A 25944-nucleotide genomic window follows, 5' to 3' on the forward strand; every position below is an offset into this window, starting at 1 on the left:
GACCATCATAGAACGCGATGGCCAACAAAGCAACTGCTTGCTTCGTGTTGTTATTTGCGCTAGTCTGGTCCCCTAAAATAAGGGGCCAGCATGTTTGACAGCCACGAACATCAGGAATTACAGCGCACTCTCAAGCGCTTCATCGAGACGGAAATCAATCCCCATGTCGATGAGTGGGAGGAGGCGGGAATCTTCCCCGCCCATGCATTGTTCCGCAAAATGGGCGACCTCGGTTTGCTCGGACTCACCAAGCCGCCCGAATTCGGCGGCCTCGGCCTCGATTATTCGTATTCGATGGCGATGGCCGAGACCTTGGGCCACGTCGATTGCGGCGCGATCCCGATGGCGATCGGCGTGCAGACTGACATGTGCACGCCGGCGCTGGCGCGGTTCGGCTCGGACGCGCTGCGGCGCGAATTCCTGGCGCCGGCCATCAGCGGCGAGATGGTGGGCTGCGTTGGCGTGTCGGAGGCGCATGCCGGCTCGGACGTGGCGGCCATCAAGACCCACGCGCGCAAGGATGGCGGCGACTACATCATCAACGGCAGCAAGATGTGGATCACCAACAGCCTGCAGGCGGACTGGATGTGCGTGCTGGTCAATACCTCGGACGGACCGGCGCACAAGAACAAGACGCTGGTGATGGTGCCGATGAACACGCCCGGCGTTTCAACCGGCAAGAAGATCCGCAAGATCGGCATGAACGCGTCGGACACCGGCCTGATCTATTTAGACGAAGTGCGCGTGCCGCAACGCCACGCCATCGGCGAGGAGGGGCAGGGCTTCGTCTACCAGATGCTGCAGTTCCAGGAGGAGCGGCTGTGGGCCGCCGCCAACGCGGTGCAGAGCCTGGAGAACTGCATCAACCTGACGGTGGAATGGGCGCGCGATCGTGCGATGTTCGGCGGCCGGCTGCTGGATAATCAGCATGTGTATTTCAAGCTGGCGGAATTGAAGACGGAAGTGGAGAGCCTGCGCGCGCTGACCTACCGGGCCGGACAGCTATATATTAGCGGGCAGGACGTGACGGAACTGGCCTCGATGTGCAAGCTGAAGGCGGGCCGGCTGCTGCGGCTGGTGCCCGACGCCTGCATGCAGTTCTGGGGCGGCATGGGCTACAGCTGGGACAACCGCGTGGCGCGCCTGTTCCGCGACGGCCGGCTGACGTCCATCGCCGGCGGCTCGGACGAGATCATGCTGGGCATCATCGCCAAGCAAATGGGCATCCTGCCGAAAAAGGAGAAGCAATGAATACGTTTGATACGCATGAGGTCAGCAACACGGTCGCGCCGTTCGAGAACGTCAATCTGTATGCCGCCGATCCCGCCCTGCAGGAAGCGTTGCTGCGCGAAGGCGGCGCGGCCGCCGCGGAATCGCTGCACGCGCTGGGCGCCGAACTTGGCCGCGCGGAGACGCTGGACCTGGCGCGGCTGGCCAATCTGCACACGCCGAGGCTGCACAACTTCGACCGCGGCGGCCAGCGCATCGACGAGGTGGAGTTCCACCCGGCCTGGCATGCACTGATGACGCTGCTGATCGAGAACGGCGCGGCCGCGTCGCCGTGGTCGGGCCAGCCGGGCGCGCAGGTGGCGCGGGCCGCGCGCTACATGCTGTTCGGGCAACTGGAAAATGGCTCGCAGTGCCCGGTCACCATGACCTACGCGTCGGTGCCGGCGCTGAAGCAGGCGCCGAAGATCGCCGCCAAATGGCTGCCGAAGATACTGTCGTCGCAATACGATCCGCGTTCGCTGCCGGTCGAGCAAAAGTGCGGCGCCATCATCGGCATGGGCATGACGGAGAAGCAGGGCGGTTCCGACGTGCGCGCCAACACCACCCGCGCCGAACCGCTGCCGCCGTCCGATGCGCGCGCGCTGTTCGGCGACGAGGGCGAGGACGTGTACCGCATCGTCGGCCACAAATGGTTTTTTTCCGCACCGCAGAGCGACGCCCACCTGATCCTGGCGCAGACCGACGATGGGGGCAGCGCCGGCCTGTCGTGTTTCTTCCTGCCGCGCTACCTGCCCGACGGCAGCCGCAACCAGATCCGCGTGCAGCGGCTCAAGGACAAGCTGGGCAACCGCTCGAACGCGTCGTCGGAAGTCGAGTTCACCGGCGCCTACGGCTGGCTGATCGGCAAGCCGGGGCGCGGCATCCCGACCATCCTGGAGATGGGCAGCCACACCCGGCTCGATTGCGTGCTGGGCAGCGCAGGCACCATGCGCGCCGCGCTGACGCACGCCCTGCATCACGCGCGCGGCCGGTCGGCGTTCGGCCGGCCGCTGTCCGAGCAGCCGCTAATGCGGAACGTGCTGGCCGACCTGGCGCTGGAATCGGAAGCGGCCACCGCGTTCGGCATGCGGCTGGCGCGCTGCTTCGACCAGGGCGGCGACCCGGCGCAGGCGCTGCTGGGCCGCATCCTGACGCCGGCCGGCAAATACTGGATCTGCAAGCGCGGGCCGGCCTTCGGCGCCGAGGCGATGGAGGTCATCGGCGGCAGCGGCTATGTCGAGGACGGCCCGCTGGCGCGGCTGTACCGCGAACTGCCGGTCAATTCGATCTGGGAGGGTTCGGGCAACGTCATGTGCCTTGACTTGTTGCGCGCCTTCGGCAAAACTCCTGCCGCGCGCGAGGCATTGGCCGCAGAGCTCGCATTGGCCGGCGAGTCCGACGCCGACTACGTCCGCACCACGCAAGCCCTGCTGGCCGATCTGAGCCAGCCGCAGTCCGACGAGTTCGGCGCGCGGGTGCTGGCCGAGCGGGTCGTGCTGGCGGTGCAGGCCGGTTTGCTGCTGCGGCATGCGCCGTCATATGTGTCGTCGGCGTTTGTGGCGTCGCGGCTGGCGCGCGAGCCGGGCGGGGCGTTCGGCCGGCTGCCGGCCGGCGTCGATTGCGCGGCGATCCTGGCCCGGGCGCTGGTTGAATAGGCGGGTCGAATAAGCGGGTTGAATAACTGAGCACAAGGTATCCATGACGAACACAGTCCCTGTCGACAACCGCCGCGCCGACCTGGTGCGCGTGGCCGCGCGCCTGTTCCGCGAGAACGGCTTCGACGGCACCACCACGCGCGATATCGCCGACGCCGTCGGCATGCGCTCCGGCAGTCCGTTTTATCACTTCAAGAGCAAGCAGGAAATCCTGGCCGCGGTGATGGAGGAGGGCCTGGTGGCGGGCCTGCCGGCCGCCGAGCAAATCGTCGCCGCCAGCCTGCCGCCGCGCGCCAAGTTCCAGGCGCTGGTGCGGGCGCATCTGGAGATCGTGCTCGGCGAAGGCCACGACTTCATCCCCGTGCTGCTGTACGACTGGCGCCGGCTGACGCCGGAGCTGCGCGCGCGCGTGCAGGTGCTGCGCGACCGCTACGACCAGCTGTGGCAGGACGTGGTCAACGAATTGTCCGGCGCCGGCCTGCTGCGCAGCGACAGCGCCGTCGCCCGGCTGCTGTTGATGGGCGCCATCAACTACAGCGTGCTGTGGTACAAACCGGGGCAGGGATCGGACCTGGACCAGATAGCGGCGGAGGCCGTCGCCATGTTTTTAGGCCCGGAGGCCTAGTATAATAAAAAGCACATACCGTCCAAAAAGAGCAAACAATGAAACAAGATCCGCGCTTTCCCAACCTGTTCATCACAGACCACCCGCTGATTCAACACAAATTGAGTCACATGCGCGCCAAGGATACGTCGACCCGCACGTTCCGCGACCTGCTCAAGGAAATCACGCTGCTGATGGGTTACGAGATCACCCGCGACCTGCCGCTGACCACCCGCACCATCGAAACCCCGCTGATGACCATCGACGCGCCGGTCATCGCCGGCCGCAAACTGGCCATCGTTCCCATCCTGCGCGCCGGCATCGGCATGAGCGACGGCCTGCTGGACCTGGTGCCGTCGGCCCGCGTCGGCCATATCGGCGTGTTCCGCGATCCGGAAACCCACCAGCCGGTGGAATACCTGGTGCGCCTGCCGGACACGGTTGAGCGCACCTTCATCCTGTGCGATCCGATGGTGGCGACCGGCAATTCGGCCGTGCACGCGGTGGACGTGCTGAAAAAGCGCGGCGTCACCGACGATCAGATCATCTTCCTGGCCCTGGTGGCGGCGCCGGAAGGCATCGAAGTGTTCCAGAAATCGCATCCGGGCGTGAAGATCTACTGCGCCTCGCTGGATTCGCACCTGAACGACCATGCCTACATCGTGCCTGGCCTGGGCGATGCCGGCGACCGCATCTTCGGCACCAAGTAACCGCCATGGCCACGCCTGCCGATCCGGAATTCCGCGCCCGCCTGGCGGCGCTCAACGACAAGTTCGCCGCCACCGTCCCTGCGACGATGGAAAAGATCGGCCAGGCCTTCGCCGAATGCAGGGCCGGCGGCGACCTGCCGCCGGATGCCGCGCTGCATCGGCTGCATGAGCTGCTGCACGGCGTGGCGGGATCGGCCGGCACCTTCGGTTTCGGCATGCTGGGACAGCAGGCGCGGCGCATCGAGCAGATGCTGCGTGTTGTTTTATCCGAGCATTCCGGATGGCCGGCCGTGATACCGGAAGTAGAGCAATTCCTGCGCTGGGCCGCCAAAGATCCGCGTTCCACGACTTACGAGTAAGGCGTGCGCTTGATCCAGCTCAAACCCGCTATCATTTAGTTGTCTATAGTGACATTCACACCCTGACCGACGAGAGGCTTGACGGGGAGTCTTAAGCTACAGAAAGTCATCTGTAGCCGAGGTTTTCTACCAAAAAAAGCCTGTCTTTGCATTTATTTTCGCGAAGACGTGCTTTTCTCTCGTAAATGGGTATAATGCGGGATCGTTTAGATTCAAGAGTAGTGCAGTTTGTCTGTCATTTCTTTCTTGCCTCAAACGATATCACGGGCGCAAGCCCAACTTAACTGAAATAGGAATTGTAATGGCAACTGGTATCGTAAAATGGTTCAATGATTCGAAGGGCTTCGGCTTTATCACCCCTGACGAAGGCGGCGAAGATCTGTTCGCTCACTTCTCGGCGATTCAGTCCGCAGGCTTCAAGTCGCTGCAAGAGAACCAACGCGTTTCTTTTGAAGTGACCGCTGGTCCTAAGGGCAAGCAAGCTTCGAACATTCAGCCACTGTAATACGCTGAATCAAACGAAATAAGAAATCCTCGGTATCCGAGGATTTTTTTTCGCCTGCGTTTTTGTAATTGTTTCCCTTCGCTCATTTCCCCGTCTTGCGCCAATAGTCCGGCTGCGCATAAGTGTGCCGCAGGAAATCCACAAAAGCGCGTATCCGCAGCGGCAAATGCCGGCGCTGCGCAAACACCGCGTAAATATCGTTGCCCGGCGCCGAGTGTTCGTTGAGCACGGTCTGCAGCTTGCCCGCCTCGATCTCGTTGCCCACTTCCCACATCGAACGCCACGCCAGGCCCTTGCCGGCCAGCGCCCAGTCGTGCAGCACCTGGCCGTCGTTGCTGGCCATGTTGCCGTTGACCTTCAGCACCAGGTTCTTGCCGTTCTCGCGGAAGGTCCAGCCGCGCTGGCTGCCTTCGCTGCTGATCGCCAGGCAGTTGTGCTTGGCCAGGTCGGCCAGGGTTTTCGGCTCGCCGTGGCGCCTGAGGTAGGAGGGCGCCGCCACCACCACCCGTTCGTTGTCGGCCAGCTTGACGCTGACCAGGTTGGAATCGGACAGGCTGGCGATGCGGATCGCCACGTCGATGCCTTCGCCGACGATGTCCACCACGCGGTCGCTCATGTTCAGCGTGACGCTGACGTCGCGGTGCTCGGACAGGAAAGACGGGATCAGCGGCGCCACGTGCTGGCGGCCGAAGCCGGCCGGCGCGGAAATCATCAGGTGACCTGTCGCGTGCGCGCTACGTTCGGCCACGGCGGTTTCCGCTTCCTCCAGTTCCGCCAGGATGCGCTGGCAATCCTCCAGGAAGGCCGCGCCCTCGTTGGTCAGCGCCAGCTTGCGCGTGGTGCGTTGCAGCAGCTTGACGCCCAGGCGGCTCTCCAGCGCGTCCAGCCGCCGGCCTATCATGGCCGGCGCGATGCCTTCGGCCCTGGCGGCGGCCGACAGGCTGCCTTTTGAAACGACCTCGACGAAGGTGGATATCTGTCTGAACTGACCCATGTGGTGCCTGACCCGTTATTTGTGATAAAAACGCATAGATGATGTGATTTTTAGTCTCGTTTGCATAACTTATTAGTGAATATACTGTAAAACATATCAAGGCGTAACCGAGTCGTCACACTAAAAGATTCGGCGTGCAACATGATGGGCAGTGCTTATAATTTGATCTGGTAGTTAATGATCTGGCAGTTAATATTTTTTTCGGAGATACCTCATGACGCAGTCCACCATCACTCTGCCGGCAGGCATGGAAATCACAGGCGAGATCAAGCCTGGCTACGAAAACATCCTGACCACCGAGGCATTGTCGCTGGTGGTCAAGCTGACCCGCGAATTTGAAGCGCGCCGTCAACAATTGCTGGCCGTGCGCGTCGAGCGCGCCAAGCGCCTGGACGCCGGCGAGCGTCCCGACTTCCTGCCGGAAACCGCGCACATCCGCGCCGGCGACTGGAAGATCGCGCCGATTCCGAAGGCGCTGGAATGCCGCCGCGTGGAAATCACCGGCCCGGTCGAGCGCAAGATGGTCATCAACGCCTTCAACTCGGGCGCCGACAGCTACATGACCGACTTCGAAGATTCGAACACGCCGAACTGGGACAACCAGATCACCGGCCAGATCAATATGTTCGACGCCGTGCGCCGCACCATTTCGCTGGAACAGAACGGCAAGTCCTACAAGCTGAACGACAAGATCGCCACGCTGGTCGTGCGTCCGCGCGGCTGGCACCTGGATGAAAAGCACGTGCTGGTCGACGGCAAGCGCATCTCGGGCGGCATCTTCGACTTCGCGCTGTTCATGTTCCACAACGCCAAGGAACAACTGGCGCGCGGCGCCGGTCCATACTTCTACCTGCCGAAGATGGAATCGCACCTGGAAGCGCGCCTGTGGAACGACATCTTCGTGATGACGCAAAACGAGCTGGGCCTGCCGCAGGGCACCATCAAGGCCACCGTGCTGATCGAAACCATCCTGGCCGCGTTCGAGATGGACGAGATCCTGTACGAACTGCGCGAACACAGCTCGGGCCTGAACGCCGGCCGTTGGGACTACATCTTCTCGTGCATCAAGAAGTTCAAGCTGGACAAGGATTTCTGCCTGGCCGACCGCGCCAAGGTGACGATGACCGCGCCGTTCATGCGCGCCTACGCCTTGCTGCTGCTGAAGACCTGCCACAAGCGCAACGCGCCGGCGATCGGCGGCATGGCCGCGCTGATTCCGATCAAGAACGATCCGGAGAAGAACGATATCGCGATGGGCGGCGTGCGCACCGACAAGGCGCGCGATGCGACCGACGGCTACGACGGCGGCTGGGTGGCCCACCCTGGCCTGGTGGAGCTGGCGATGACCGAGTTCACCAAGGTGCTGGGCGACAAGCCCAACCAGATCGACAAGCAGCGTCCCGACGTTGAAGTGACGGCCGCGCAGCTGATGGACTTCAAGCCGGAAGCGCCGATCACCGAAGCGGGCCTGCGTTACAACATCAACGTCGGCATCCACTACCTGGGCAGCTGGCTGGCCGGCAACGGTTGCGTGCCTATCCACAACCTGATGGAAGATGCGGCCACGGCGGAAATCAGCCGTTCGCAAGTGTGGCAGTGGATCCGTTCGGACAAGGGCGTGCTGGAAGACGGCCGCAAGGTCACCGCCGACATGGTGCGCGCGATGATTCCTGAAGAACTGGCGAAAGTGCAGCGCGACGCGCCGGGCGGCGACGGCCCGACCTACGTGCGCGCCGGCCAGATCTTCGAGGAGATGTCGACCTCGGCATCGTTCGCGGAGTTCCTGACCTTGCCTCTGTACGAAGAAATTTAAAGTCTCTCGTCATTGCGCCCACTGGGCGCCATGACTCCCCGCGAAAGCGGGGATCCATGCTGAAGCGGCAGTGCGCACTCGGTATGGATTCCCGCTTTCGCGGGAATGACGCGGCCTCTCAGAAGTCATTTTTCCACAAACGCAGCGCGGTGAAGGTCGCGAGCGGCGTATCGATGCGATCGAGCTTGCCGGCCTTGACCAATTGTTCGGCAATCGCCGGCTCGCGGTAGCGCAGGAACGGATTGGTGGCTTTTTCCACACCTATCGTACTCGGCACCGTGGGCAGGTTGTGCTCGCGCTTGTCGGTCTCCACCTTGACGCGCTCCTGCAGCGCCACGTTATCGGGCTCCACCACGCGCGCGAAGCGCAGATTGGACAGCGTATATTCGTGGGCGCAGAATACCTTGGTATCATCCGGCAGCGCGGCCAGTTTGCCGAGCGAACTGATCATCTGTGCCGGCGTGCCCTCGAACAGGCGTCCGCAGCCGCCGGCGAACAGCGTATCGCCGCAGAACAGCCAGATCGGCTCACCGTCGGCGCGTTCGCGCAGGTAGGCGATGTGGCCCATCGTATGGCCGGGGACGTCGAGCACCGACAGCTTCAGCGCCAGGCCGGGCACGTCGATCAGTTTGCCTTCGCCGACCGGCAGCGTGACGGCGGCGATGCTCTCGTTGCGCGGGCCGAAAACGGGAACCTGATAATGCTGTAATAATTCAGGAACGCCGCCAATATGGTCAGCATGGTGATGGGTGAGTAGAATGGCGGTGAGCTTGAGTCCGTTGGCCTTGAGGGCCGCCAGGATAGGCTTGGCATCACCGGGGTCGACCGCTGCGGCGTGGACACCATCATGTATCAGCCACAGGTAATTGTCGTGGAACGCAGGAACAGTAAGAACACTGAGAGTTTGAGTAGAAGAGTTGGTCATTGGATCGCAAAAGGCTAGGCATGGACAAGGCAGGATCTGAGAAATCCATTATAGCGCTGGAAGGCTGGCTGCAAACGCCCGCCGGCGTCTACTTGCGTGCGTGGGAACAAAGCTGTCTCGATAATTTAACAGCCGATATCTTTGGATACAACGCGGTGCAGATCGGCATGCCTCAAATCGATGCACTGGCCGCCAGCCGCATGCCGTACAAGCTGCTGGCCGACCGCAAGGTGCGCGCCGCGGAAAACGATGGTCTGCGTCCGGTGACGCTGACGCTGGACTACACCGAGTTGCCGTTCGCCTCGCAATCGATCGACCTGGTGGTGCTGCCGCATGTGCTGGAATTCTCCACCGATCCGCACCAGGTGCTGCGCGAAGTCGAGCGCGTGCTGATTCCGGAAGGGCAGCTCATCATCTGCGGCTTCAATCCGGCCAGCCTGTGGGGCGCGCGCCACGTGCTGCGGCGCGTCGGCGGCACCTCGTTCCTGCCGCGCACCGAGGAGCTGATCTCTATGCCGCGCATGAAAGACTGGTTAAAATTATTGAACATGGGCGCCAGCCAGAGTCATTTCGGCTGCTACGCGCCGGCCTGCCGCACAGAAAAATGGCTGCACCGCTACGCCTTCATGGATAATGCCGGACCGCGCTGGTGGCCGTATTTCGGCGGTGTCTACATTGTGCAGGCGATCAAGCGCGTGAAGGGCATGCATCTGATCGGTCCGGCTTGGACCAAAAAAACGGCATCGGCCCCCGCGGTCGTGCCGGCAACAAATAAAAGGCGGGAACAGCAGGATGGATAAGGTAGAAATTTTTACGGACGGCGCCTGCAAGGGCAATCCCGGACTCGGCGGCTGGGGCGCGTTCCTGGTGGCCGAGGGCGCTGAAAAAGAGATTTGCGGCGGCGCCCGCGACACCACCAACAACCGCATGGAATTGCAGGCGGTGATCGAGGCGCTCAACGCGCTCAAGCGTCCGTGCATGGTCACGCTGCACACCGACAGCCAGTATGTACAAAAGGGCATCAGCGAATGGATCCACGGCTGGAAGGCGCGCGGCTGGAAGACGGCGGCCAAGGAGCCGGTCAAGAACGAAGACCTGTGGCGGGCGCTGGACGCCGCGCAGGCGATGCACACCGTCGAATGGCGCTGGGTGCGCGGCCACAACGGCCATCCCGGCAACGAGCGCGCCGACATGCTGGCCAATCGCGGCGTCGAGCTGGCCCGGGGCCGGTGACCGGTATCGCCTGTTATACTCCACGATCAGACTCATCACAGAACACTATGCGCCAAATCGTACTCGATACCGAAACCACCGGTATCAACCCCAAGCTGGGCAACCGCATCATTGAGATCGGCTGCGTCGAGCTGAACAACCGCATGCTGACGGGGAATAACTTCCACGTCTACATCAATCCGGAACGCGACTCGGAAGAGGGCGCGCTCAACGTCCACGGCCTGACCACCGAGTTCCTGAGCGACAAGCCGAAATTCCACGAGATCGTCGAACAGCTGCGCACTTATATCCAGGGTGCCGAGGTCATCATCCACAACGCGCCGTTCGACCTGGGCTTCCTGAACCACGAATTCAAGCTGCTGAACCTGCCGGACTTTTCCAGCCATATCGGCGGCGTGATCGACACGCTGGTGCATGCCAAGGAACTCCATCCCGGCAAGCGCAACTCGCTGGACGCGTTGTGCGACCGCTACGGCGTGTCGAACTCGCACCGCAAGCTGCACGGCGCGCTGCTCGATGCCGAGCTGCTGGCCGACGTCTACCTGTCGATGACGCGCGGGCAGAACAGCCTGGGCATGGATGCGGAAGAGGAGGTGGTGGTCGGCGGCGCGCTGCTGGAGCCGGTGCCGATGGCCGACATCATCTTCCTGCCGGCCTCGGACGAGGAGCTGGAAGCGCATGCCGCCACGCTCGCCGGACTGGACAAGGCGGTCAAAGGCCAGTGCATCTGGACCGCGACGGTGGCGCCACAGGCTGCCGCCTGACAATTTTCGCGCGGGCCCTTCCCATGGCGGGAGGTTGTGTGCGATAATTCGCCCCGCTTCGGGAGGTTAGCTCAGGGGTAGAGCACTGCATTCACACTGCAGGGGTCGCAAGTTCGAAACTTGCACTTCCCACCAGTTTCAAGGTATTGATTTCATTGCGTATTCAAGCGCATCCTCAGTATCTGTCCTTATTGAATCGTACTGTTTGCCACAAAATTGCCACATGTTCAGTGGCATGGAGTGAAAGTGGCAACGATTCGTCAACGTGGTAACCGAGTAGAAGTCCAGATCCGACGCAAGGGCTGGCCTACCGTTTCAGAAACCTTCCCAGATAAAACCTCGGCCCGTGAATGGGCTACCGTGATCGAAGCGGAAATGGTTCGTGGCGTCTTTATGGATCGCTCCGAGGCGGAGCGCAATACGCTCGGCGACCTCTTCGATAGGTATCTTCGCGATGTGTCCGGATCAAAAAAGGGTGCCTCGTCGGAAAGCTACAGGCTACGAGCCTTGCAACGCGATCCCATTTCTCAGTACAAGGTCGCAGCATTGACAGGCAAGGTGCTCGCGGAGTGGCGTGACCGCCGTATGAAAGTGGTTTCGGGGTCAACCACCAACCGGGATCTGGGCCTGATCAGCCACGTGATCAACGTTGCCCGCAAAGAATGGGGCATCAACGTGGAAAACCCCGTCTCGATGATTCGTCGGCCGCCGGAGAGCCGGGGGCGCAATCGTCGCCTGTCGGCATCCGAGGAGCAGCGCCTACTTTCCGAATTGGAGCCTAGCACACGCTGCGCAAACGGTTATTACGAAGAAGGCGGGACGAGAAATCCCTGGATTTACCCATTGGTTGTATTGGCGATCGAGACGGCAATGCGCCGCAGCGAAATTCTATCATTGCACTGGGACGATGTCTTCCTAGAGGATCGATTCGTGCGGCTCCATGACACGAAGAATGGCGAGTCTCGTGATGTCCCTTTATCGAAAAAGGCCCACGATGTCTTGAAAGGGCTTCCTCAAGATACGGTTCCCGGAAAGGTATTCCAGACCACCGCAGACGCGGTCAAAAAGGCGTTCGTGCGTGCGGCTGATCGTGCCGGCATTAAGAATCTCCACTTTCACGACCTTCGTCACGAGGGCACCAGCCGCATGGCTGAGAAGCTCGACAATGTACTTGAGCTCTCCGCAGTGACCGGCCACAAGACCTTGTCCATGCTGAAGCGGTACTACCATCCGCGCGCCAAGGACTTGGCTCGGAAGCTGGGGTGAGCAATGAATAAGACCTCGCTTTTCCGCGCCTATTGCGACTGGCCATACGACACGGCCGTGTTTGTCGAAGCCACTGATCGCCAAAGTGCCGCGCTCAAGATTTCGCGACTGATCGGAACGTTGTACGGTTGCCCGACAGATGACGTCTCATTTTACAACCTCGATTCCTATTACGAACTCGTTGACGAAAAGGGCGTCGGTGACGACCTGGATTTCAGATTATTCGAGTCAGGGTGGGATGCTGACGGTGTAGCGTCTTGGGTGGATACTCCGCTATTCCTCGCGCCTTTGAATCAATCGTTCTTACTGGCAGCATGGGAGCGACTGCAGCGTCACCTTGAGGGACTGGGACATGACGATCAGCTTCAGGTGCACCCGCGCATGTGAGCGGATCGCATCGTCGCTGGCCGGGACGACCGGCCAAAGCGCTCCTACATGCGCCCACGATGCGTGCGGGTGCCCTTCGGGCATCCGGGCCTTCGCCCGGACTCCAATCGCCCGCACCGGCTTCTCCGATACGGAGGAGCATCCAGATAGTGAAGCGTGTCGGCAAAACGATCGAAGTAAAGTCGTGCAACTAAGTTGGGGGCAAGGCGCACTGGCGACATGAAGCAGCACAGCAACCTGAGTCTCGGAAAATGTTCTACTTGCTATGTGTTCGTGATAGCAATGGACAAAGACATGCATTTGGGCAAGAATGCTTGATGGATGCGCCCGTTAAGCAATTTCTGTTTAAGAGAAGAGGATAGGATGAAATTCAAGATCATGTTTGTTGCAGCCATGTCAACTGGCTTTGCGGTCAGCGCAAGTAGTGCGTATGCTGAAGTTCCAAGTGGAAACGCCACTTCGACGGCTGGGAGCCAGCGATATTGCTTGTATCAAGACCAAAAGTATTCGGAAGGTTGGGTACAGAGCGGGATGGTGTGCACGCGGGGTCGAGTAACCTCCGTTATTAATGGTACTCGCGACGACACGCGGCCGGCTGAATTCATGTGGACTGCTCAAGAAAAGCCAGGGTTAGCGATCCTATATCAAGAGATCGAAAGGGCACGACTGCAAACGCAGCTCATTCAGGCTCGGATTGCCTTGATGGAAGCCGAAGCAAAGCAGAACGACATCGCCTTCAAGAAAAGCGATAAGAACTGAATGGCTAGCTGATAGCATCGTCCTGTGCGTGATGCCAAGACCGCCCCGGTCCGCATGATAAAAGGTATCCCCTAAAACCTTGGCTAGTTCGACATGGAGCACTTAGGGGGGCGGCGCAGTTGCTGCCACTCCCACAGCGGGTGTCTCCGCTATTGGTACCGGCGCGCCGGTGCCGGTAGACGGAGGAATTGCGATTATTGGCGCGGCCGGCACTGGAAAGAAAAACTGGGCCAAGCCTTTCATGATGTCGTCCACATCCTTCTTTTCCGCTGATGGTGCGCGAATCGTAGTAACTCGGTTGGTGCTCTTGTGGGCGACATCCCCGCGAGCTTCCCCAAAGGCCGAAAGCGCGGCTGCCAAGGAATGGTCGACTTTTTCGATACTGTAGCCGCTTATCAGGCAGACAATCAAATAGATCGTAGTCTTAATTCCGTTGTTGTCGGCCAGCGTTTCGCGCGCCCGCTTTATTACTGCATCCACCGCCGACCTGAATCTACCATCATTGAATGGACACTCGTGAGGCAGTGTCATGCCGAAATGATTTGCTAATTGGTATGCCCAGATCGTGGGCGTGATCGGATTTTGACTAGCAAATAGTCTTGCCATACTGTCGAGGTCTGCTCGACCCTTCCGCTCAAGAAAATCCTCAATCTCAGCATGAACAAGAAGGCGAAATGCCGCTAACAAGTCTGTATCCGGCGTGAAGGAAAATGGATCAGCTAGCTCTGCGGCTAGCTGCGCAGCTAGAAATTTTTGTTCCAAGATCGGCACGCGGGCCGCCAAGTGGCTAAAGAACGGGCACGCGGCCATATCTATTGAATCCGAGCGGCGTTTGCTTCGTAGGTCATTCCCAAAACGGCGGCCAAGCGCGTCCCCCAAATGTTCGTTCGGTTCGTCGTTGCCTCATTTGATTTAGTGGTTTTTTCAATAGCGGAGCGGAACTCCGGAATGCTGCATACTTCCTTGAATGCATTGACAATTGCGGAGGCGTTTTGGCGCGCTAGATCTGCAATTTTCTCATCAGAAAAGAAGCGCGTTATCACGTCAAAAACAGCTCGATTGATTCGACGTTCATATTTTCCAGCAGAGTATTTTTTGAACGCATCCTTAGCAAAAATATCGATAGTGGCACTTAGGGCGCAATCCAGCTTAGCAAAGAGACTGAACAGTTCTTTCTCGGCATCCACGCCGCCCCTTTCAAAGTAATCGACTGTAGAGTCTAGAAATTTCTTTAGGTCACCGTCATAGGACGCGTAGGCTCGATCAAATGCGACGAACCTAAGAACTAGTTCGGAGTCACGCATCCTGCGATCAAGGCCTGGTCCGAATACTTTCCCAAAGAAAATGCTATTCTCGATGTATTTATCGATTTGAGAGAGTGCATTTCCGCCGATTAGCGCTCGACGCAGCTCTTGGGGCGACAGTTGAAGACTTCCGCTATTTAGTCGGAAAAACAATACATATAAAAAATCCGCGTCTGGGACGTTCTTGATCAAAGTTGATCGAATGGAATTATTCTCAAAAAAGTCACGATCATCCGCAGGAAGCGATTCGAAAGTCTTATTCTCTAAGTCTCGACGCAAATCGAGACCTTTCAGCACCAGCTTATTATCGAGAAAATCTTGAATGGTGAGCAGTCGCTGCTTTCCATCAATGACGAGGAATCGGCCGCGATGCTCGCTATTCTCTGCTAACACAATGTTAGGAATGGGAAGTCCGGCTATCAAGGATTCGATTAATCTGCTTTTGCGAACGTCATCCCACGCCTGGCGGCGTTGAAATCCTGGATCAAGATTAATGGTTCCCTTTTGAAGCTGAGAGTAAAGCGTACCTACGGTCCAGTCTGCCGTATGCATAACGGCATCGCGGAAATTGATCTGGTCACTCTGAAGATCGGACTCCTCTTCCTGCTGGTCCGTTGGAAAGACTGGTTCAAAAAGCTCTTCTTGTGGGGCAGTTTGCACTTCGGTTCCTTGTCTAAAAGCCGGTGAGTGGGCCTGTTGATCAACATTGTAGACGATGTCAATGACCAGGAGTATGTCAAGTCTTATTCCATACACGGCCGGACATGGCCGTTTGCCACCGTAAGAAGCCTTCTCTTAGAGCCTTCGCATCGGCCAGCGCGTGATGCGGTGGCCAGGCCGCCGAGTACGTCAGCACCTCGCCCAGCTTGTAGGGGGCGGTGCGGAAGATCTTATGATCGACCAGCTGGTGCGCGCCGACATTGGGCGGCAAGTCGCCGGCGAAAGCGGCCTGCAGCAGCTGCCAGTCGATGACGAAGTCATACATGATGGTCGCAGGCTCGGGCAGTGCATCAAACCAGCGGCGCAAGCGGCTGGCCAGCTCAACGGACGTACAGGCCGCGCCAGGTATTTTGCCCAACAGTGGGATGACATCAGTTCGCACGAATTCGCTTGTGTCGTCGCGTCTGTAGTCGGTTCGCTCGGCATAGAAGTCACTCGATCCTACGGCTGCCATCCCAATGCTGATAAGTTCGGGATCGACACGCGCCAGGGTGGTGAACTCAGTATCTAGGAAGACCAGCATGTCAGCCTTCCGCTGCCGAATGCAGGCGAGGGCAAAATTTCAGCAGCCGGGCGATATTGAACGCGTCGTCAAGGGCGCGGTGGTGATGGCCTTCGGGCGCCAGGTTACAGATTTTCATAGCTGCGATCATGCCGCATTGCTTGATCTTCGGCCGGCGAGCCTTGGCGAAATTCCGCTTTAGATTTTCGTGGGGCAGGTCCGCCAGCGGATCCACAGTGCGGTGGCGGTCTGATTCGCGCTCGATCTGGTTATGGTCGAAGGCTCCCCACGATCCCCACCAACTGCCCGGCTGCTGGTGGCTCTGCGCGAACTCGGCCAGCCTGGCGGCGACGGCCGGCCAAGTCGCCGCGGCGCTGATCGCGCCCTGCTCGATATGGGGCAGCAAACGCTTGCAGAAGTCCGTCAGCTGCGGCCGCTCGATCGGGCGCACGAAGGACTGGAAGCGGTCGAGGATCTGGCCATCTGGCGCAACCCATACCGCGCCCACTTCCAGCACTTCCATCAGTTCCGGCGGGATGCTGCCGTCGTCGGCGCACGTCGCCTCAAGGTCGATTACCAGGATGTTGGCCAGCATGTCAGTTGAACCCCAATGCGCGCCAGTCGATGAACGCGGCCGTGAAGGCCGCCACGCGATGGCGGGCCAGCCAGTCGGCTCGCAGCTCGTAGCGCTTGGCCCAACGCACGGTGCGCAGCACGGCCAACTGGTCGAGGTGGTCGACGCGATCGGCCGCGGCGCGGATCAGGGCAAGGGCCATTTGCTGCTTGCTGGCGAAGCCGCCCGTTTGTCGATCGGCCTTGAAAGCCGCATCGAGCGCGGCGCGCAGCGCGCCGCCGGCGGCGACGGCCAACTGCTCGAACGTGCCCAGCACATGCGACGCGTCGTGGTCGGTGATGAGGTCATAAGCGGTGCCAGGCAGATCGAGCATGGCATAGGATAGGGCCTGGCCGTAGACCGTCGCGTTTTGCACCAGGGCGTAACGCGGGCCAAGCCCGTGCAGCGAAAATAGCAAGTCGTCGAGCCGCACCCAGCTACCTTCCGGCAGCTGGGCGGCCCGTTGCAGGCTCTCGGAAGAGTGCCCAATGCCAGTGAAGTGCTCAGTCTCCATTGTCCAGATTGGTTAGGAACAGTTCAAACGCACTCAGGCAGACTTTTCCTGCGGCTGCAACCCGCAGCCGCTCTGCTGCAATGACGACCGGTAAGCTCGCCAGGTCACGGTATGCTGCGGCCACACAATCCACGGACGCTTGCAGGACGGCGTAGATGTGCTTGAACGACTTGGATTTGGCAAATTCCATGCGAGGTGCGACCTCGGTGATAAGGTCCTCGACCAGGGATTGGGAAACCAGCGAATGAGTTGATAAAATTGCGGCAGCCATTGGCAGTACCTCCATTACTTGTCAAAGGTAAGGCCATGCGCAGTGGTTGCCGCCGCTGTGCATGGCCGACTATTTGAAGCTCCGAGCACGCAAGACAATTCTCAGTAAGACAGAGAGGATTGCCCCCCCAAAAATATCTGGTTTTCCCATCTCAACATCGTCGCGACGAAAAATCCGACTATGCGTGCTTCGTGCTAAAGATAATACTGAGATCCGAGCCCGTTTACAACGATTTGAGTCACCTTGACTCGTCTTTTTGCCAGCAAGGTCAATGTGACCCAGTTTAGCTGGGTCACATTGACTGCATTTGGATAACGCGTCCACTCATAAAAGGGAGTTCGCGTCAATGTGACCCTGTTTAAGAAATCGACCTGCGTTAATGTGACCCTTTACCTGCGCTGGTGTCGCGACGCCTTTGGACCAGGGTGGGCAGTCCTGGTCTGCCTAACAGGTGCTGCAGCCCGAACTGCTGTGGGATTCAGCATTCCGCTGCCACGTGTGGATATCTGTGCCTGGCCATACAGGGATTGTGTCCGAGTGACACTGTGCCCGAGGGCCATCGCGATCGCTTCGATCGAATGGCCTGCTGCTTTCAGATCCGATGAGAACATGTGTCTCAAGCAGTACCCGGTGGTCTCTGACTTCATGCGAGTCCAAAGTACTCGGCCTACTCGACGAAGGGCGGCCGTATAAGCGTCTTTGCTGGAGACCGACACAAGAATTTCATTTTGCCCATGGCTTCGGAGTTCCGCGAGCGCTGCTGCGATCAGCGGATTGTCGTCTGTAATCGAGTATTCAATTTCCCGCCACGCTTGGCCTTGAACGCCGCCTTCGATTACCTTTGCTCCGATTATGTGCAGCGTCAGCGTCCCATCACGTTCGGCCATCCTGATTCCGTACTCGAGCTCTTGAGGGCGTGCCCCGGATAAGCTTGCCGCGAGGACTGCCAGGCGGTACTTCGAGTTGGACATGGCGGAATACATCTGTTCTCGAAAGTCGTCTGGGAGCTTGTGCAGCATCTGTCGCTTGCTCCGCTTTTTTGCCGTGGACGTGATGGGGCATTTGTTGTCATGGTTTTCAAGCGTGGCGTGCAGCCCGATCAGAAAGTCGATCTTCTTAACGCTCATTTCCCATGAGGTCATGTCGCCGGCTGCCTGGTGACGATCTTGTTCCCGTAACGTGTACATAAGCCCTTCCTGGATGACATGGCGAGCGGCTGCGCGCCTCAGATACCACGTTCTCTTCGATTTTGTGGAGCGCATGACCTCGAACATGCCTACGGGTGTCTTGGTGGTACATTTGGCCACCAGTCGCCTAAATTCTTGCGCGTATTGAGCTTTGGATGCCGAAGACGCCGTACTCGGTTTCAGCGCCATATTGAGTGCACGGGCTCTCCGTATGGTGTCGAAGATTTTTTCTTTTTCGGATTGATTCATCGATGTGCTCAAAGTGGATAGTCTTGTGCTCGGATGCCCGTCGATCACTACGTGATCCCATCGCCGGGCACATTAACTGACCCTGTCAGTTAATGTCTCGATTCGAGCACGTGGGTCACATTGACTCGGCGCGCGGAAAGGGCGTTTGGGTCACATTGACGCATTTGAAAAATGCGGCGTTGCTCGCGTTTACTGAGTGTGATAATGTCCGGTGAAGTGCCAATTTCGGAGGTCATATGGGAAGCGATTACCAGTCGGGGCTTGGGGCGGGAATGGCTCGCGCGCGCGGAGTCCGTCGCGATGCTGATAGCGCCATCGGTGAGTGGGCCAGCTTTGCCCAAGATTTGAAGGCCAAGCTCTTGACGGAGAGTGTCGAACGCCAGGTGAGCGTGGAGTACGTTCGCCAACTGCGTGCAGCTCTGCGCGAGGCAAACCCGAAGCATCCTCTGCTTCAAGATGCCGTTGCAGAACAGCTCTTCGATCGGGCGCGTGTCGCCGCGTTTGAACAAAAAGGCTTTCAATACAATTCCTCCACTGGTCGGTTTCACAAGCGCTAATACCGAGTTGGATTAATCCCCTAGCAGGTCTCGATTCGTGGGCGTGGTTTGCCCGCCCTTTGCGTCGGTCGCAACCTGGCCTGGCCGGCCAGATTTGCGGTGTTCGCCTAACCCTCCCGCCGCGCCATGCCTAACTTCGCGAACCCCGCCGACCAGGACGTCGTGCCCCTGTTCTCCAGTGCGTTGCGCATCACCCAAGCCTGCAGCGTGAGAGCCCAGCCACCTCAAGATGTTGTCCGGAATCCAATGGATCAGTGAGAAAACGATGTGCACGACCGTCGTCATTGTTATGACGTAGATGGCCACGTATGCTACAAAAGACACGATGCCGGTTAGAGCATCAGCTTGTACACCCGAGATCACCGTCATAAACATCACGTTCACTATGCCTGTGACTGGTTGGGTGAGCAACATTGCGCCAATCAGGCCGAACAGCATCAGCGCAGGCCGCATGCACAGCGACAGAATCATCATGTAGCCTTGGCCGGCCTTGCCGACCGCATCGTCGCCGTCCGGGTGCACATGCGCGATGCCGAAGAGAGGCCCGGCAATCACAGCTTCGAAGACCAGCACAAACCAGTTCACCACCGACGTGGTCCACGTGATCGATGGGATCATGGGAACATAGGTCGAAAGAGCAACTCCGCAGCCACACAGAGCAAGCAGAAGGGTAGTTAGTGTTCCCGATAGGAACGCGAAGACGGCACCGAGGTCGAAACCTATTCCAACAGTCCCCTTGACAGCAAGCGAGTTTGCGGCCCCAGTTGCGCTTGCCAGCGTAATCAGCATTGCTTCGCCGGTACCTACGATTACATCACCGAAGGACTTTGTCTGGCTCATGTGGTTGAGGTTGGAACCTGCGATCTCCTGCGTCATCTGGTTGATCGCGCCCATGAATGGAGCGGAAATCAGCTTGCGGACGTATTCCCAGGCACCTTCACCTTCGCGCGGGGCGCGCACGTTGGTCTCGGCGTAGTACACGTTGCGGACGCCGTCGGCGCGGTGCTTGACGTACTCATCGGCCGTGGCGATCGCGTCCTGGTAAGTTACCAGCGCCTCCTTGGTCTCCTTGTCCGAAATGTCGATCGGCTCCGAGGTGGGCAGGCCGTTGAGCGTGGACTGCATCACGTCATTCATCTTGACGATGTGGTTGTACCAGGTGCCTGCGAAGATCCAGCCGCCATCCTGGGCACCCTTCATGAAGTCGCTGCGCGCGCGATCATTGGTGCTCTGGACTGCCGTCTTGGCGGCCGAGCGCAGCGCCGTCTCGTAGTCGGCGGCCGCCGACTCAAGCGCTCCCGCCGCCGGCTTCTGCCCCGCCACGATCTGGTCGGCGATCGGCTGCAGCGCGATGATCATCTTCTGCACGGCCTGGGCATGCGCCGCCATGATCGGGGCCTTGATGACTTTGGTATTGCTGTTGCCTTCCGACGCTTCCCAGGACTGCTTCCAGCTGATGCCGCCGCAGACGTCAGGGTTCAAGTAGGTGTTGTCGTTGGCCCGCCATTTGTAGTCGACCACGCTGTAGCGCGCATTCGCGAAATTCTTGATGGTCGTGTACACGCCCACTGGCGCAGCCGCGTCAAAGACGTCGTAGTTGAGCAGCTCGCCGGTGTTCGACATCGTCTGCGGGATCGACACCGCGGTGATCCTGGTACTGCGGTTCGATTCCTGGAACTGCTTGTTCATCGCCGCGGCGCAGACCTCGAATTTGAGGATGTTGGCGGCAAGCGGGCGCGAGTCAGGGATCATCGGGCGGGCGATCATGTTGTCCTGGTTCATCTGCTCGATCGCCGCCTTCCAGATTCCGTCCCCGATGCCGACGCCCTGCAGCGCGAGCCAGAGAATAAAGATCTGGATCAGGGAGTAGCCTGAGCCCAAAGGAAGCAGGAGTGCCGTGCCGCCGACGGTGCGCAGAGGAACCCAAATGGAAGACATCTTCTTCCCCAGCACCTCACCATCATGGGCCGAATCAATGGTCCCTTTGACAGTTGTATAGCCGACAAAAATCATCCCCAAGAACAGGACCGCGCTATTGAAGATCTTCATCATCGCGCCGAGCACGTCCGTGGTCTGGCCGCCCTGGACATTGGCACCGCTGTGGATGAAGCCGATGATGCTGCCGAACACCTCGCGCAGATACTCCACCGACAAGTCGCTCGCCGGCGGCGTGAATTGTTGAATTCCCTGTGGACCCGAGGAATCGGCTTGTGCTCCCGACATGTAGACGACAAGTGCCACGGTTGTCATGAGCCGAATCATTTTTCCTCCCCTTGCTGGGTAGACGAGAGTGGTACTGTGGCGATTAGCCACAGCTCGTGGGCAATGCCGAGGGTATAGAGAGCAGTGAGCAGCGCCCAGCCCTTTTCACCGCTGTGGACGTACAAAATCGTCCCGCAGCAGGAGATGACGAAGAGGCTAGGAAGCAAGTACCAATCTCCCCAGCCGAGGCCAAGAAAGGGCCTATGCACGCCCAGGGGGATGCCCACGAGACAGGGTAATAACAAAAGCAGGGCTCCCACTCGACGGGTTGCGTGATCGAACGATTTGGAATGGAGGAAAAAGTCCTTTAGCTTGGTGATAGCGGCCTTCATCATTTGTTCACTCCAGCGCCAACCTGCGTCGGCAGCGCGGCGCTGGCCACTAGTTCGGCCATCTTGGCCTTGTGGCAGGCGAGTGCCCGGTCGAGTTCGGCTTTTGCCCGTGCAGCGCAAGCAGCATCCATGCAGGGGGGAGGATTTCCTACTGGAGCGGTAGCGCAGTCACTTCCCGTAGCTGGTACCTCGCCCGCAGTGCAAACTTGGTGTTGGAGGGAGCCCAGGGAAATGAGCGCCGCGAATGATATTTGGATTTTCTTCATGCCTGTTTCCTCCGCCAAGTGTTCACCATGTCTTTGACCTCCTGGCGGGCTAAGCTTGCCAGGTGCCTTTGCTCTTCAGTAGCCACGGGCTGATTTTTGTCTTTGTCGACTATGCGAGCCGCCTTGTCTCTTCGGCTAGCGATGCGATCGCAATAATTGCGGTCGAATTCACCCGCAAGGGCTTTTTTGACTAACTGCCGGAACCACCCAATCGGTGCGCCAATTGGTGTTCGTTCGCCTCTCTTGCCCGCTTCGAGCACGCCCGCTAATTCGTCCAAAAGCTGTTGTGCAAGTTGTAGATCGAGTGAGGGCGACGAAGTGATTCGCAGCAGTTGCTCTTTCATGTTTTCAATAGATGCCTCGAATATAAGTTCACTACCACTACTACTGCTGTTTGGCCCCGCCTCAACAGGCGTTGGTGATGTGGTACGCGCCGGAGGTGCGATGGTGGTAGTAGTAGTTATATTCTTGATAGTCTCTGAAATACTCTCTGAATTAGCTGGTGGAATTTCGTCCATCTTGCCGGCGGGTTCCCGCCGCCCAGATGGTGGAATCCCGCCATCTAGATGGTGGGATTCCACCATCTGGGTGGCAGCGAGTAGGAAGCGCTCTAACGCGAACAGATTGACTCGATAGTAGAGGCGGGCCGGTACTCCCGCACGTCGTTCTTCAAGCAACCCTGCTTCCTTCAACAGCTGGCGAGCATGCTCCTGATCAGAGCGCTTCATGCCGAGTTCCCATTCCCAGCTTTGCCTAGTGCGGTTGGTCGGCGGGATCATGGCCCCTGAGCTGTCACGGTCGGCGTCCCGCAATTTAAACCACCATTCTTCAATGCCCACTTTGCTTTGCCAGTAGGTTGCTTGGCCGAGGTAGAGGGCAGCTATTGGTGAGCCGAGTGCGCGGGCCAGGGCAGGACGGTAAGCAATGACCTCTCGGTCCCCCAGCAGTGACGCCAGGACAAGTTGGATGTCCTGACTCATGCGAAGTCGACATCCAGTGTCAGGACCTTGATAACGCTCATTGATCTGCCCCATAGATCTTCACCTTTGGGCCCCGAGAGACGGCGTCGGTTCTTTGTGCCGAGGCTTTGTTAGCTGGGAGCGAAGGGGCTCTGAAGCCTATTTCACACGATCGGAAGGCGCTGCTCATAAACCTTCACCTTTCGCGCTCGCCCCGCCGGCGGCGGGCCGATTCTGGCGGGATTGCCGTGCGGATGGGGCGGGGGCCACTTCCACTTCTACCTGCGACTTAGCTTCCGTTCCCTTTGCCCACGCGCGCAACTGGCCCAGGCTCCACTTGAGGTGCCGCAGACCTGGAATCGGCGTGGGAAAGCCTTTCACGCCTCTTCCGCGCAACGTCGCGGGGGCAAGGCCCGTATAGGCCGCGGTTTCTACGACACCGACCACGACACAATCTTCAAGGCGGGACAGCCTTTCAACCAAGTCCCAATCACGTTCCATTGATTCCTCCTATGTCAGTTGTTGCTTGCTGAATTCATTTCACCGTTGCTTTAGTCTGGAGGAATCGGCACAATGAAAACAGGACAAATAAGAGAGATGCTGTGTCAGTACTCGATAATTTCAGATGGGCCATCAAAACGGTGGAGCGCGGGTGGCGGAGCGAAGGCAAGCCGGGCGATGAATCCAAAAAGTCGCGTAAATCGAAGTCGCTGCCAAGTGACTTCACCTCGTCGACGTTGCGCTATATCCGCATGAACGCATGCCGCTCTGCTGGCGTCGAAGACTGCGCAGGTTGGGAAGCAGCAATAGAGCCTGCAGCCCTCATTGGCGGAATACCGATCAAGGTCGTTCGGCGGAAATATGAAGAAGGCCAGTCCGTGAACAGTTACCCTTGTTCGGACCTTAAGAGGTGCTCAAGGCCGCGTGTGCCTCTGGCAAAATTCGCTGAAGCATTGGGAGAGTTTTCCGAGGCCCAGAGCCTCGTTAGGCGGTGGATGAATTCCCGGGCCGGGATGAGTCCGGATGACTTTAAGAGGGCGGTGGCAAATTCGTACTGGAATGGCTGGCTTGGTCAGTCCCAATTCTTGAACCTGATGGAACACACGAAGCAGCTGGAGGCGGTAAACGTCTCGGTACGTCGCCTCTGGAGGAAAATTAGTGATCGTAAGACCGGTTTCCGCCAGTCGGATGAACTGAAGCTTGCAGTGGATCTGAAAGACGAGCTTGCTAGCTTATCTGCCAACGATGAGCTCCGCGCGCGTCGGACCATTGAGCGAAACACGGCACTTTCCGTTGAAGCTAAGGAGTGGTTGCTTGCCACATTATCGCCACAAAAATTGCGCTCAATTGAACAAGAGTGAGATAAAATGAAATGAAGTAAGTTATTGTTTTTATTGTGTATTTGACTAATTTCTAATCTAAACCAGCGGCAAGCTTTCCGATTCACACTGCAGGGGTCGCAAGTTCGAAACTTGCACTTCCCACCAGAATTTAGTAGAAAAATCAAAGGCCTGCGTCAATTCGATGCGGGCCTTTTTTTGTTGGCCACTAGCTGGAAACGCCGCCGCTGGTCGCCAAGTCAGGCGTGCCGGTAACAGGCAGGCGCTGCACCTCCAGCGCCGGGGCCAGGCAGGGGCAGCGCAGCACGAAGCGGGTTTCCCCGCCGCCGCTGGTGACCTTGATCGTTCCGCCCAGCACGTTGGTCACCAGGTTGTGCACGATGTGCAGACCCAGCCCGGTGCCGCCCTGGCCCATCCTGGTGGTAAAAAATGGCTCGAACACGCGTGCCAGGTCGCCCTCCGCAATACCCGCCCCATTGTCGCAACATGCCAGCGTAAGTTGTCCGTCCTCGGTGGCGGCCTCGATCCGGACGGCGCCGCTGGCGTCGCCGTGAAAGCCATGGATCAGGGCGTTGCGCACGAGCTGGTTGATGACCTGATCCAGTGCGCCGGGGTAGGATTCCATGACAATGCCAGGCGCGGCGGCGATTTCCAGCGTCACTCCGGCAGCATGCAGGTGCGGCCTCAGGCAGCCAAGGACCTCCACGAGCAGATGCGCCAGGTCGAAACGGCACCGCACCGAACCGGCCTGGCCGGTGGCGACCTGTTTGAAGCTGTCGATCAGCCGGGAGGCGGCGACTAGGTTACGCAGCAGCAGTGCGCTGGCCTGCACGGTGTAGTCGACGAAGGCGTTCAGGTCTGAACGGCGCAGGCGATTGCTGGCGGCGGCCTCGGCAAAGTCGCGCGCACGCTGGTCCTGGGTGCTGGCGCAGAGCATGCAATTGCCGATCGGGGTGTTCAGTTCATGCGCTACACCGGCCACCATGGTGCCCAAGGCCGCCAGCCGTTCGGCGCGCTGCAGGTCCTCACGCGTGGCCTGCAACTGTGCCATGGTGCTGGTCAGCTCGGCATTGGCCAGCGCCAATGCGCGCTGGCTGCGTGCCAGCGCGAGATGGGCTTCGGTGCGCGCCAGCACTTCCGGGGCTTGGTAGGGCTTGCCGATGAAATCGATGGCGCCGGCCTCAAAGCCGCGCAACTTGTCCTCGGTATCGGACTGGGCGGACAGGAAAATGACGGGAATGTCGCGCAGCTGGGCCGATTGCTTGAGGCGCCGGCACACTTCGAGACCATCGATGCCGGGCATGCGCACATCGAGCAGGATCAGTTCGGGCGGGTACGCCTGCGCGCTCCACAGCGCCAGTTCGCCGTCGTGCGCCACGCGCACCTTGTAGCCGGCCTGGTCCAGCAAGCTTGCGAGCAGCCTGAGCGAGGTCGGGGTGTCTTCGACGATCAGGACTTCGCCCAGGTTCGCTTGAGCCTTAGCTTCCGTCTGCCGCTGCTGGGGCATGTCTGGCGTCATGAAACGCTGCCTCCCGGGAGAGTTGATTCTATTTCGCAGTCACTGCGTCCGATCATAATCCCAAATTCAGGGAAACTGGGTAAACTTCGGGATCCAGCATCTGCGG

Annotated in this window: 29 protein-coding genes and 1 tRNA gene; 16 read left to right on the forward strand and 14 right to left on the reverse strand. The window is 59.2% G+C overall.

All coding sequences use genetic code 11. The features are described 5' to 3' along the window. Positions 1-90: 90 nt before the first annotated feature. From ACSQ3S_RS15660 to ACSQ3S_RS15685, 6 genes are all read left to right on the forward strand, one after another. Positions 91-1251: an acyl-CoA dehydrogenase family protein gene (locus tag ACSQ3S_RS15660; protein WP_436142940.1), complete on the forward strand. Its 1161-nt coding sequence runs from the start codon at positions 91-93 to the stop codon at positions 1249-1251. Further along, a complete protein-coding gene (locus tag ACSQ3S_RS15665) occupies positions 1248-2924 on the forward strand; it encodes an isovaleryl-CoA dehydrogenase (RefSeq protein ID WP_436142941.1) in 1677 nt (558 codons plus the stop codon). The genes ACSQ3S_RS15660 and ACSQ3S_RS15665 overlap by 4 nt, the downstream gene beginning before the upstream one ends. A 43-nt stretch (positions 2925-2967) precedes the next feature. Then, on the forward strand, positions 2968-3549 hold the full coding sequence (locus tag ACSQ3S_RS15670; RefSeq protein ID WP_176650507.1) for a TetR family transcriptional regulator: 582 nt from the start codon (positions 2968-2970) through the stop codon (positions 3547-3549). Positions 3550-3587: 38 nt separating this feature from the next. Next, on the forward strand, positions 3588-4238 hold the full coding sequence (gene upp / locus ACSQ3S_RS15675) for a uracil phosphoribosyltransferase (RefSeq protein WP_161009427.1): 651 nt from the start codon (positions 3588-3590) through the stop codon (positions 4236-4238). 5 nt (positions 4239-4243) lie between these two features. Next, on the forward strand, positions 4244-4597 hold the full coding sequence (locus ACSQ3S_RS15680) for an Hpt domain-containing protein (protein ID WP_176650508.1): 354 nt from the start codon (positions 4244-4246) through the stop codon (positions 4595-4597). A gap of 301 nt (positions 4598-4898) precedes the next feature. Continuing rightward, positions 4899-5102 (forward strand): cold-shock protein, encoded by a 204-nt coding sequence (locus tag ACSQ3S_RS15685; RefSeq protein WP_008448165.1) that lies wholly within the window; start codon positions 4899-4901, stop codon positions 5100-5102. Between the two features lie 82 nt (positions 5103-5184). Here the strand turns inward: ACSQ3S_RS15685 and ACSQ3S_RS15690 are convergent, their stop codons facing one another. Next, positions 5185-6096: a LysR family transcriptional regulator gene (locus ACSQ3S_RS15690; protein WP_436142942.1), complete on the reverse strand. Its 912-nt coding sequence runs from the start codon at positions 6094-6096 to the stop codon at positions 5185-5187. Between the two features lie 214 nt (positions 6097-6310). Between ACSQ3S_RS15690 and aceB the strand changes: the two genes are divergently transcribed. Then, complete coding sequence (gene aceB / locus ACSQ3S_RS15695; RefSeq protein WP_436142943.1) at positions 6311-7909, forward strand: malate synthase A; 1599 nt, start codon at positions 6311-6313, stop codon at positions 7907-7909. Between the two features lie 118 nt (positions 7910-8027). Here aceB and gloB read toward each other — a convergent pair whose 3' ends face one another. Continuing rightward, entirely contained in the window at positions 8028-8834 is an 807-nt protein-coding gene (gene gloB / locus ACSQ3S_RS15700) for a hydroxyacylglutathione hydrolase (RefSeq protein WP_353398226.1), read from the reverse strand. A gap of 20 nt (positions 8835-8854) precedes the next feature. Between gloB and ACSQ3S_RS15705 the strand changes: the two genes are divergently transcribed. The 7 genes from ACSQ3S_RS15705 (at position 8855) to ACSQ3S_RS15735 (ending at position 13243) form a co-directional block, all read left to right on the forward strand. Continuing rightward, complete coding sequence (locus tag ACSQ3S_RS15705) at positions 8855-9634, forward strand: class I SAM-dependent methyltransferase (protein ID WP_436142944.1); 780 nt, start codon at positions 8855-8857, stop codon at positions 9632-9634. Next, the gene (gene rnhA, locus ACSQ3S_RS15710) at positions 9627-10067 is read left to right on the forward strand and encodes a ribonuclease HI (RefSeq protein ID WP_413447557.1); all 441 of its coding nucleotides are present in this window, start codon (positions 9627-9629) and stop codon (positions 10065-10067) included. Before ACSQ3S_RS15705 ends, rnhA begins: the two co-directional genes overlap by 8 nt. A gap of 47 nt (positions 10068-10114) precedes the next feature. Continuing rightward, complete coding sequence (gene dnaQ, locus ACSQ3S_RS15715; RefSeq protein ID WP_176650514.1) at positions 10115-10831, forward strand: DNA polymerase III subunit epsilon; 717 nt, start codon at positions 10115-10117, stop codon at positions 10829-10831. A gap of 60 nt (positions 10832-10891) precedes the next feature. Next, a tRNA-Val gene (locus ACSQ3S_RS15720) sits at positions 10892-10966 on the forward strand. Between the two features lie 111 nt (positions 10967-11077). Further along, positions 11078-12097, forward strand: coding sequence for a site-specific integrase (locus ACSQ3S_RS15725; protein WP_436142945.1), 1020 nt, complete (start codon positions 11078-11080; stop codon positions 12095-12097). 3 nt (positions 12098-12100) lie between these two features. Further along, positions 12101-12484 (forward strand): hypothetical protein, encoded by a 384-nt coding sequence (locus tag ACSQ3S_RS15730; protein WP_436142946.1) that lies wholly within the window; start codon positions 12101-12103, stop codon positions 12482-12484. 363 nt (positions 12485-12847) lie between these two features. Beyond that, positions 12848-13243 carry a DUF1496 domain-containing protein gene (locus tag ACSQ3S_RS15735; RefSeq protein ID WP_436142947.1) on the forward strand — a complete coding sequence of 132 codons (396 nt, stop codon included), beginning with the start codon at positions 12848-12850 and terminating at the stop codon, positions 13241-13243. A 102-nt stretch (positions 13244-13345) separates the two neighbouring features. Here the strand turns inward: ACSQ3S_RS15735 and ACSQ3S_RS15740 are convergent, their stop codons facing one another. The 7 genes from ACSQ3S_RS15740 to ACSQ3S_RS15770 all read right to left on the reverse strand — a co-directional run bounded on the left by ACSQ3S_RS15740 (position 13346) and on the right by ACSQ3S_RS15770 (position 18603). After that, positions 13346-14014 carry a hypothetical protein gene (locus ACSQ3S_RS15740; protein WP_436142948.1) on the reverse strand — a complete coding sequence of 223 codons (669 nt, stop codon included), beginning with the start codon at positions 14012-14014 and terminating at the stop codon, positions 13346-13348. Positions 14015-14055: 41 nt separating this feature from the next. Next, complete coding sequence (locus tag ACSQ3S_RS15745; RefSeq protein WP_436142949.1) at positions 14056-15207, reverse strand: DUF262 domain-containing protein; 1152 nt, start codon at positions 15205-15207, stop codon at positions 14056-14058. A gap of 76 nt (positions 15208-15283) precedes the next feature. Continuing rightward, complete coding sequence (locus ACSQ3S_RS15750) at positions 15284-15790, reverse strand: hypothetical protein (RefSeq protein WP_436142950.1); 507 nt, start codon at positions 15788-15790, stop codon at positions 15284-15286. Between the two features lies 1 nt (position 15791). Further along, positions 15792-16364, reverse strand: coding sequence for an exonuclease domain-containing protein (locus ACSQ3S_RS15755; RefSeq protein ID WP_436142951.1), 573 nt, complete (start codon positions 16362-16364; stop codon positions 15792-15794). A gap of 1 nt (position 16365) precedes the next feature. Beyond that, positions 16366-16896 carry a hypothetical protein gene (locus tag ACSQ3S_RS15760; protein ID WP_436142952.1) on the reverse strand — a complete coding sequence of 177 codons (531 nt, stop codon included), beginning with the start codon at positions 16894-16896 and terminating at the stop codon, positions 16366-16368. Continuing rightward, entirely contained in the window at positions 16886-17167 is a 282-nt protein-coding gene (locus tag ACSQ3S_RS15765; protein WP_436142953.1) for a hypothetical protein, read from the reverse strand. The genes ACSQ3S_RS15760 and ACSQ3S_RS15765 overlap by 11 nt, the downstream gene beginning before the upstream one ends. Before the next feature lie 389 nt (positions 17168-17556). Continuing rightward, positions 17557-18603 (reverse strand): hypothetical protein, encoded by a 1047-nt coding sequence (locus tag ACSQ3S_RS15770; protein WP_436142954.1) that lies wholly within the window; start codon positions 18601-18603, stop codon positions 17557-17559. 236 nt (positions 18604-18839) lie between these two features. Here ACSQ3S_RS15770 and ACSQ3S_RS15775 point away from each other — a divergent pair, with 236 nt between their 5' ends. Continuing rightward, on the forward strand, positions 18840-19160 hold the full coding sequence (locus ACSQ3S_RS15775; protein ID WP_436142955.1) for a hypothetical protein: 321 nt from the start codon (positions 18840-18842) through the stop codon (positions 19158-19160). A gap of 12 nt (positions 19161-19172) precedes the next feature. Here ACSQ3S_RS15775 and ACSQ3S_RS15780 read toward each other — a convergent pair whose 3' ends face one another. The 4 genes from ACSQ3S_RS15780 to ACSQ3S_RS15795 form a co-directional block, all read right to left on the reverse strand. Continuing rightward, complete coding sequence (locus ACSQ3S_RS15780) at positions 19173-21410, reverse strand: DotA/TraY family protein (protein WP_436142956.1); 2238 nt, start codon at positions 21408-21410, stop codon at positions 19173-19175. A gap of 8 nt (positions 21411-21418) precedes the next feature. After that, a complete protein-coding gene (locus ACSQ3S_RS15785) occupies positions 21419-21757 on the reverse strand; it encodes a hypothetical protein (protein ID WP_436142957.1) in 339 nt (112 codons plus the stop codon). A gap of 259 nt (positions 21758-22016) precedes the next feature. Continuing rightward, positions 22017-23000, reverse strand: a complete 984-nt coding sequence (locus tag ACSQ3S_RS15790) for a hypothetical protein (protein ID WP_436142958.1) — start codon at positions 22998-23000, stop codon at positions 22017-22019. Between the two features lie 165 nt (positions 23001-23165). After that, a complete protein-coding gene (locus ACSQ3S_RS15795) occupies positions 23166-23480 on the reverse strand; it encodes a hypothetical protein (RefSeq protein WP_436142959.1) in 315 nt (104 codons plus the stop codon). A 101-nt stretch (positions 23481-23581) separates the two neighbouring features. Here ACSQ3S_RS15795 and ACSQ3S_RS15800 point away from each other — a divergent pair, with 101 nt between their 5' ends. Further along, positions 23582-24340 (forward strand): hypothetical protein, encoded by a 759-nt coding sequence (locus ACSQ3S_RS15800; protein WP_436142960.1) that lies wholly within the window; start codon positions 23582-23584, stop codon positions 24338-24340. Positions 24341-24527: 187 nt separating this feature from the next. On the opposite strand, the gene ACSQ3S_RS15805 is transcribed toward ACSQ3S_RS15800, so the two are convergent. Continuing rightward, positions 24528-25838, reverse strand: coding sequence for a sensor histidine kinase (locus ACSQ3S_RS15805; protein WP_436142961.1), 1311 nt, complete (start codon positions 25836-25838; stop codon positions 24528-24530). Between the last annotated feature and the right edge of the window lie 106 nt (positions 25839-25944).

Source organism: Duganella sp. LjRoot269 (assembly GCF_964254095.1).
GTDB lineage: Bacteria > Pseudomonadota > Gammaproteobacteria > Burkholderiales > Burkholderiaceae_D > Rugamonas > Rugamonas hordei.

Bases quoted from the DNA above. Each gene is read 5' to 3' on its own strand.
- ACSQ3S_RS15785 (WP_436142957.1), bottom strand. From the start codon at position 21,757: ATGATGAAGGCCGCTATCACCAAGCTAAAGGACTTTTTCCTCCATTCC.
- ACSQ3S_RS15760 (WP_436142952.1), bottom strand. From the start codon at position 16,896: ATGGAGACTGAGCACTTCACTGGCATTGGGCACTCTTCCGAGAGCCTG.
- ACSQ3S_RS15730 (WP_436142946.1), top strand. From the start codon at position 12,101: ATGAATAAGACCTCGCTTTTCCGCGCCTATTGCGACTGGCCATACGAC.
- ACSQ3S_RS15665 (WP_436142941.1), top strand. From the start codon at position 1,248: ATGAATACGTTTGATACGCATGAGGTCAGCAACACGGTCGCGCCGTTC.
- ACSQ3S_RS15790 (WP_436142958.1), bottom strand. From the start codon at position 23,000: ATGAGTCAGGACATCCAACTTGTCCTGGCGTCACTGCTGGGGGACCGA.
- ACSQ3S_RS15735 (WP_436142947.1), top strand. From the start codon at position 12,848: ATGAAATTCAAGATCATGTTTGTTGCAGCCATGTCAACTGGCTTTGCG.
- upp (WP_161009427.1), top strand. From the start codon at position 3,588: ATGAAACAAGATCCGCGCTTTCCCAACCTGTTCATCACAGACCACCCG.
- ACSQ3S_RS15660 (WP_436142940.1), top strand. From the start codon at position 91: ATGTTTGACAGCCACGAACATCAGGAATTACAGCGCACTCTCAAGCGC.
- gloB (WP_353398226.1), bottom strand. From the start codon at position 8,834: ATGACCAACTCTTCTACTCAAACTCTCAGTGTTCTTACTGTTCCTGCG.
- ACSQ3S_RS15680 (WP_176650508.1), top strand. From the start codon at position 4,244: ATGGCCACGCCTGCCGATCCGGAATTCCGCGCCCGCCTGGCGGCGCTC.
- ACSQ3S_RS15670 (WP_176650507.1), top strand. From the start codon at position 2,968: ATGACGAACACAGTCCCTGTCGACAACCGCCGCGCCGACCTGGTGCGC.
- ACSQ3S_RS15770 (WP_436142954.1), bottom strand. From the start codon at position 18,603: ATGAATCAATCCGAAAAAGAAAAAATCTTCGACACCATACGGAGAGCC.
- ACSQ3S_RS15705 (WP_436142944.1), top strand. From the start codon at position 8,855: ATGGACAAGGCAGGATCTGAGAAATCCATTATAGCGCTGGAAGGCTGG.
- rnhA (WP_413447557.1), top strand. From the start codon at position 9,627: ATGGATAAGGTAGAAATTTTTACGGACGGCGCCTGCAAGGGCAATCCC.
- ACSQ3S_RS15755 (WP_436142951.1), bottom strand. From the start codon at position 16,364: ATGCTGGCCAACATCCTGGTAATCGACCTTGAGGCGACGTGCGCCGAC.
- ACSQ3S_RS15805 (WP_436142961.1), bottom strand. From the start codon at position 25,838: ATGACGCCAGACATGCCCCAGCAGCGGCAGACGGAAGCTAAGGCTCAA.
- ACSQ3S_RS15750 (WP_436142950.1), bottom strand. From the start codon at position 15,790: ATGCTGGTCTTCCTAGATACTGAGTTCACCACCCTGGCGCGTGTCGAT.
- ACSQ3S_RS15780 (WP_436142956.1), bottom strand. From the start codon at position 21,410: ATGACAACCGTGGCACTTGTCGTCTACATGTCGGGAGCACAAGCCGAT.
- dnaQ (WP_176650514.1), top strand. From the start codon at position 10,115: ATGCGCCAAATCGTACTCGATACCGAAACCACCGGTATCAACCCCAAG.
- ACSQ3S_RS15795 (WP_436142959.1), bottom strand. From the start codon at position 23,480: ATGGAACGTGATTGGGACTTGGTTGAAAGGCTGTCCCGCCTTGAAGAT.
- ACSQ3S_RS15690 (WP_436142942.1), bottom strand. From the start codon at position 6,096: ATGGGTCAGTTCAGACAGATATCCACCTTCGTCGAGGTCGTTTCAAAA.
- ACSQ3S_RS15765 (WP_436142953.1), bottom strand. From the start codon at position 17,167: ATGGCTGCCGCAATTTTATCAACTCATTCGCTGGTTTCCCAATCCCTG.
- ACSQ3S_RS15685 (WP_008448165.1), top strand. From the start codon at position 4,899: ATGGCAACTGGTATCGTAAAATGGTTCAATGATTCGAAGGGCTTCGGC.
- ACSQ3S_RS15775 (WP_436142955.1), top strand. From the start codon at position 18,840: ATGGGAAGCGATTACCAGTCGGGGCTTGGGGCGGGAATGGCTCGCGCG.
- aceB (WP_436142943.1), top strand. From the start codon at position 6,311: ATGACGCAGTCCACCATCACTCTGCCGGCAGGCATGGAAATCACAGGC.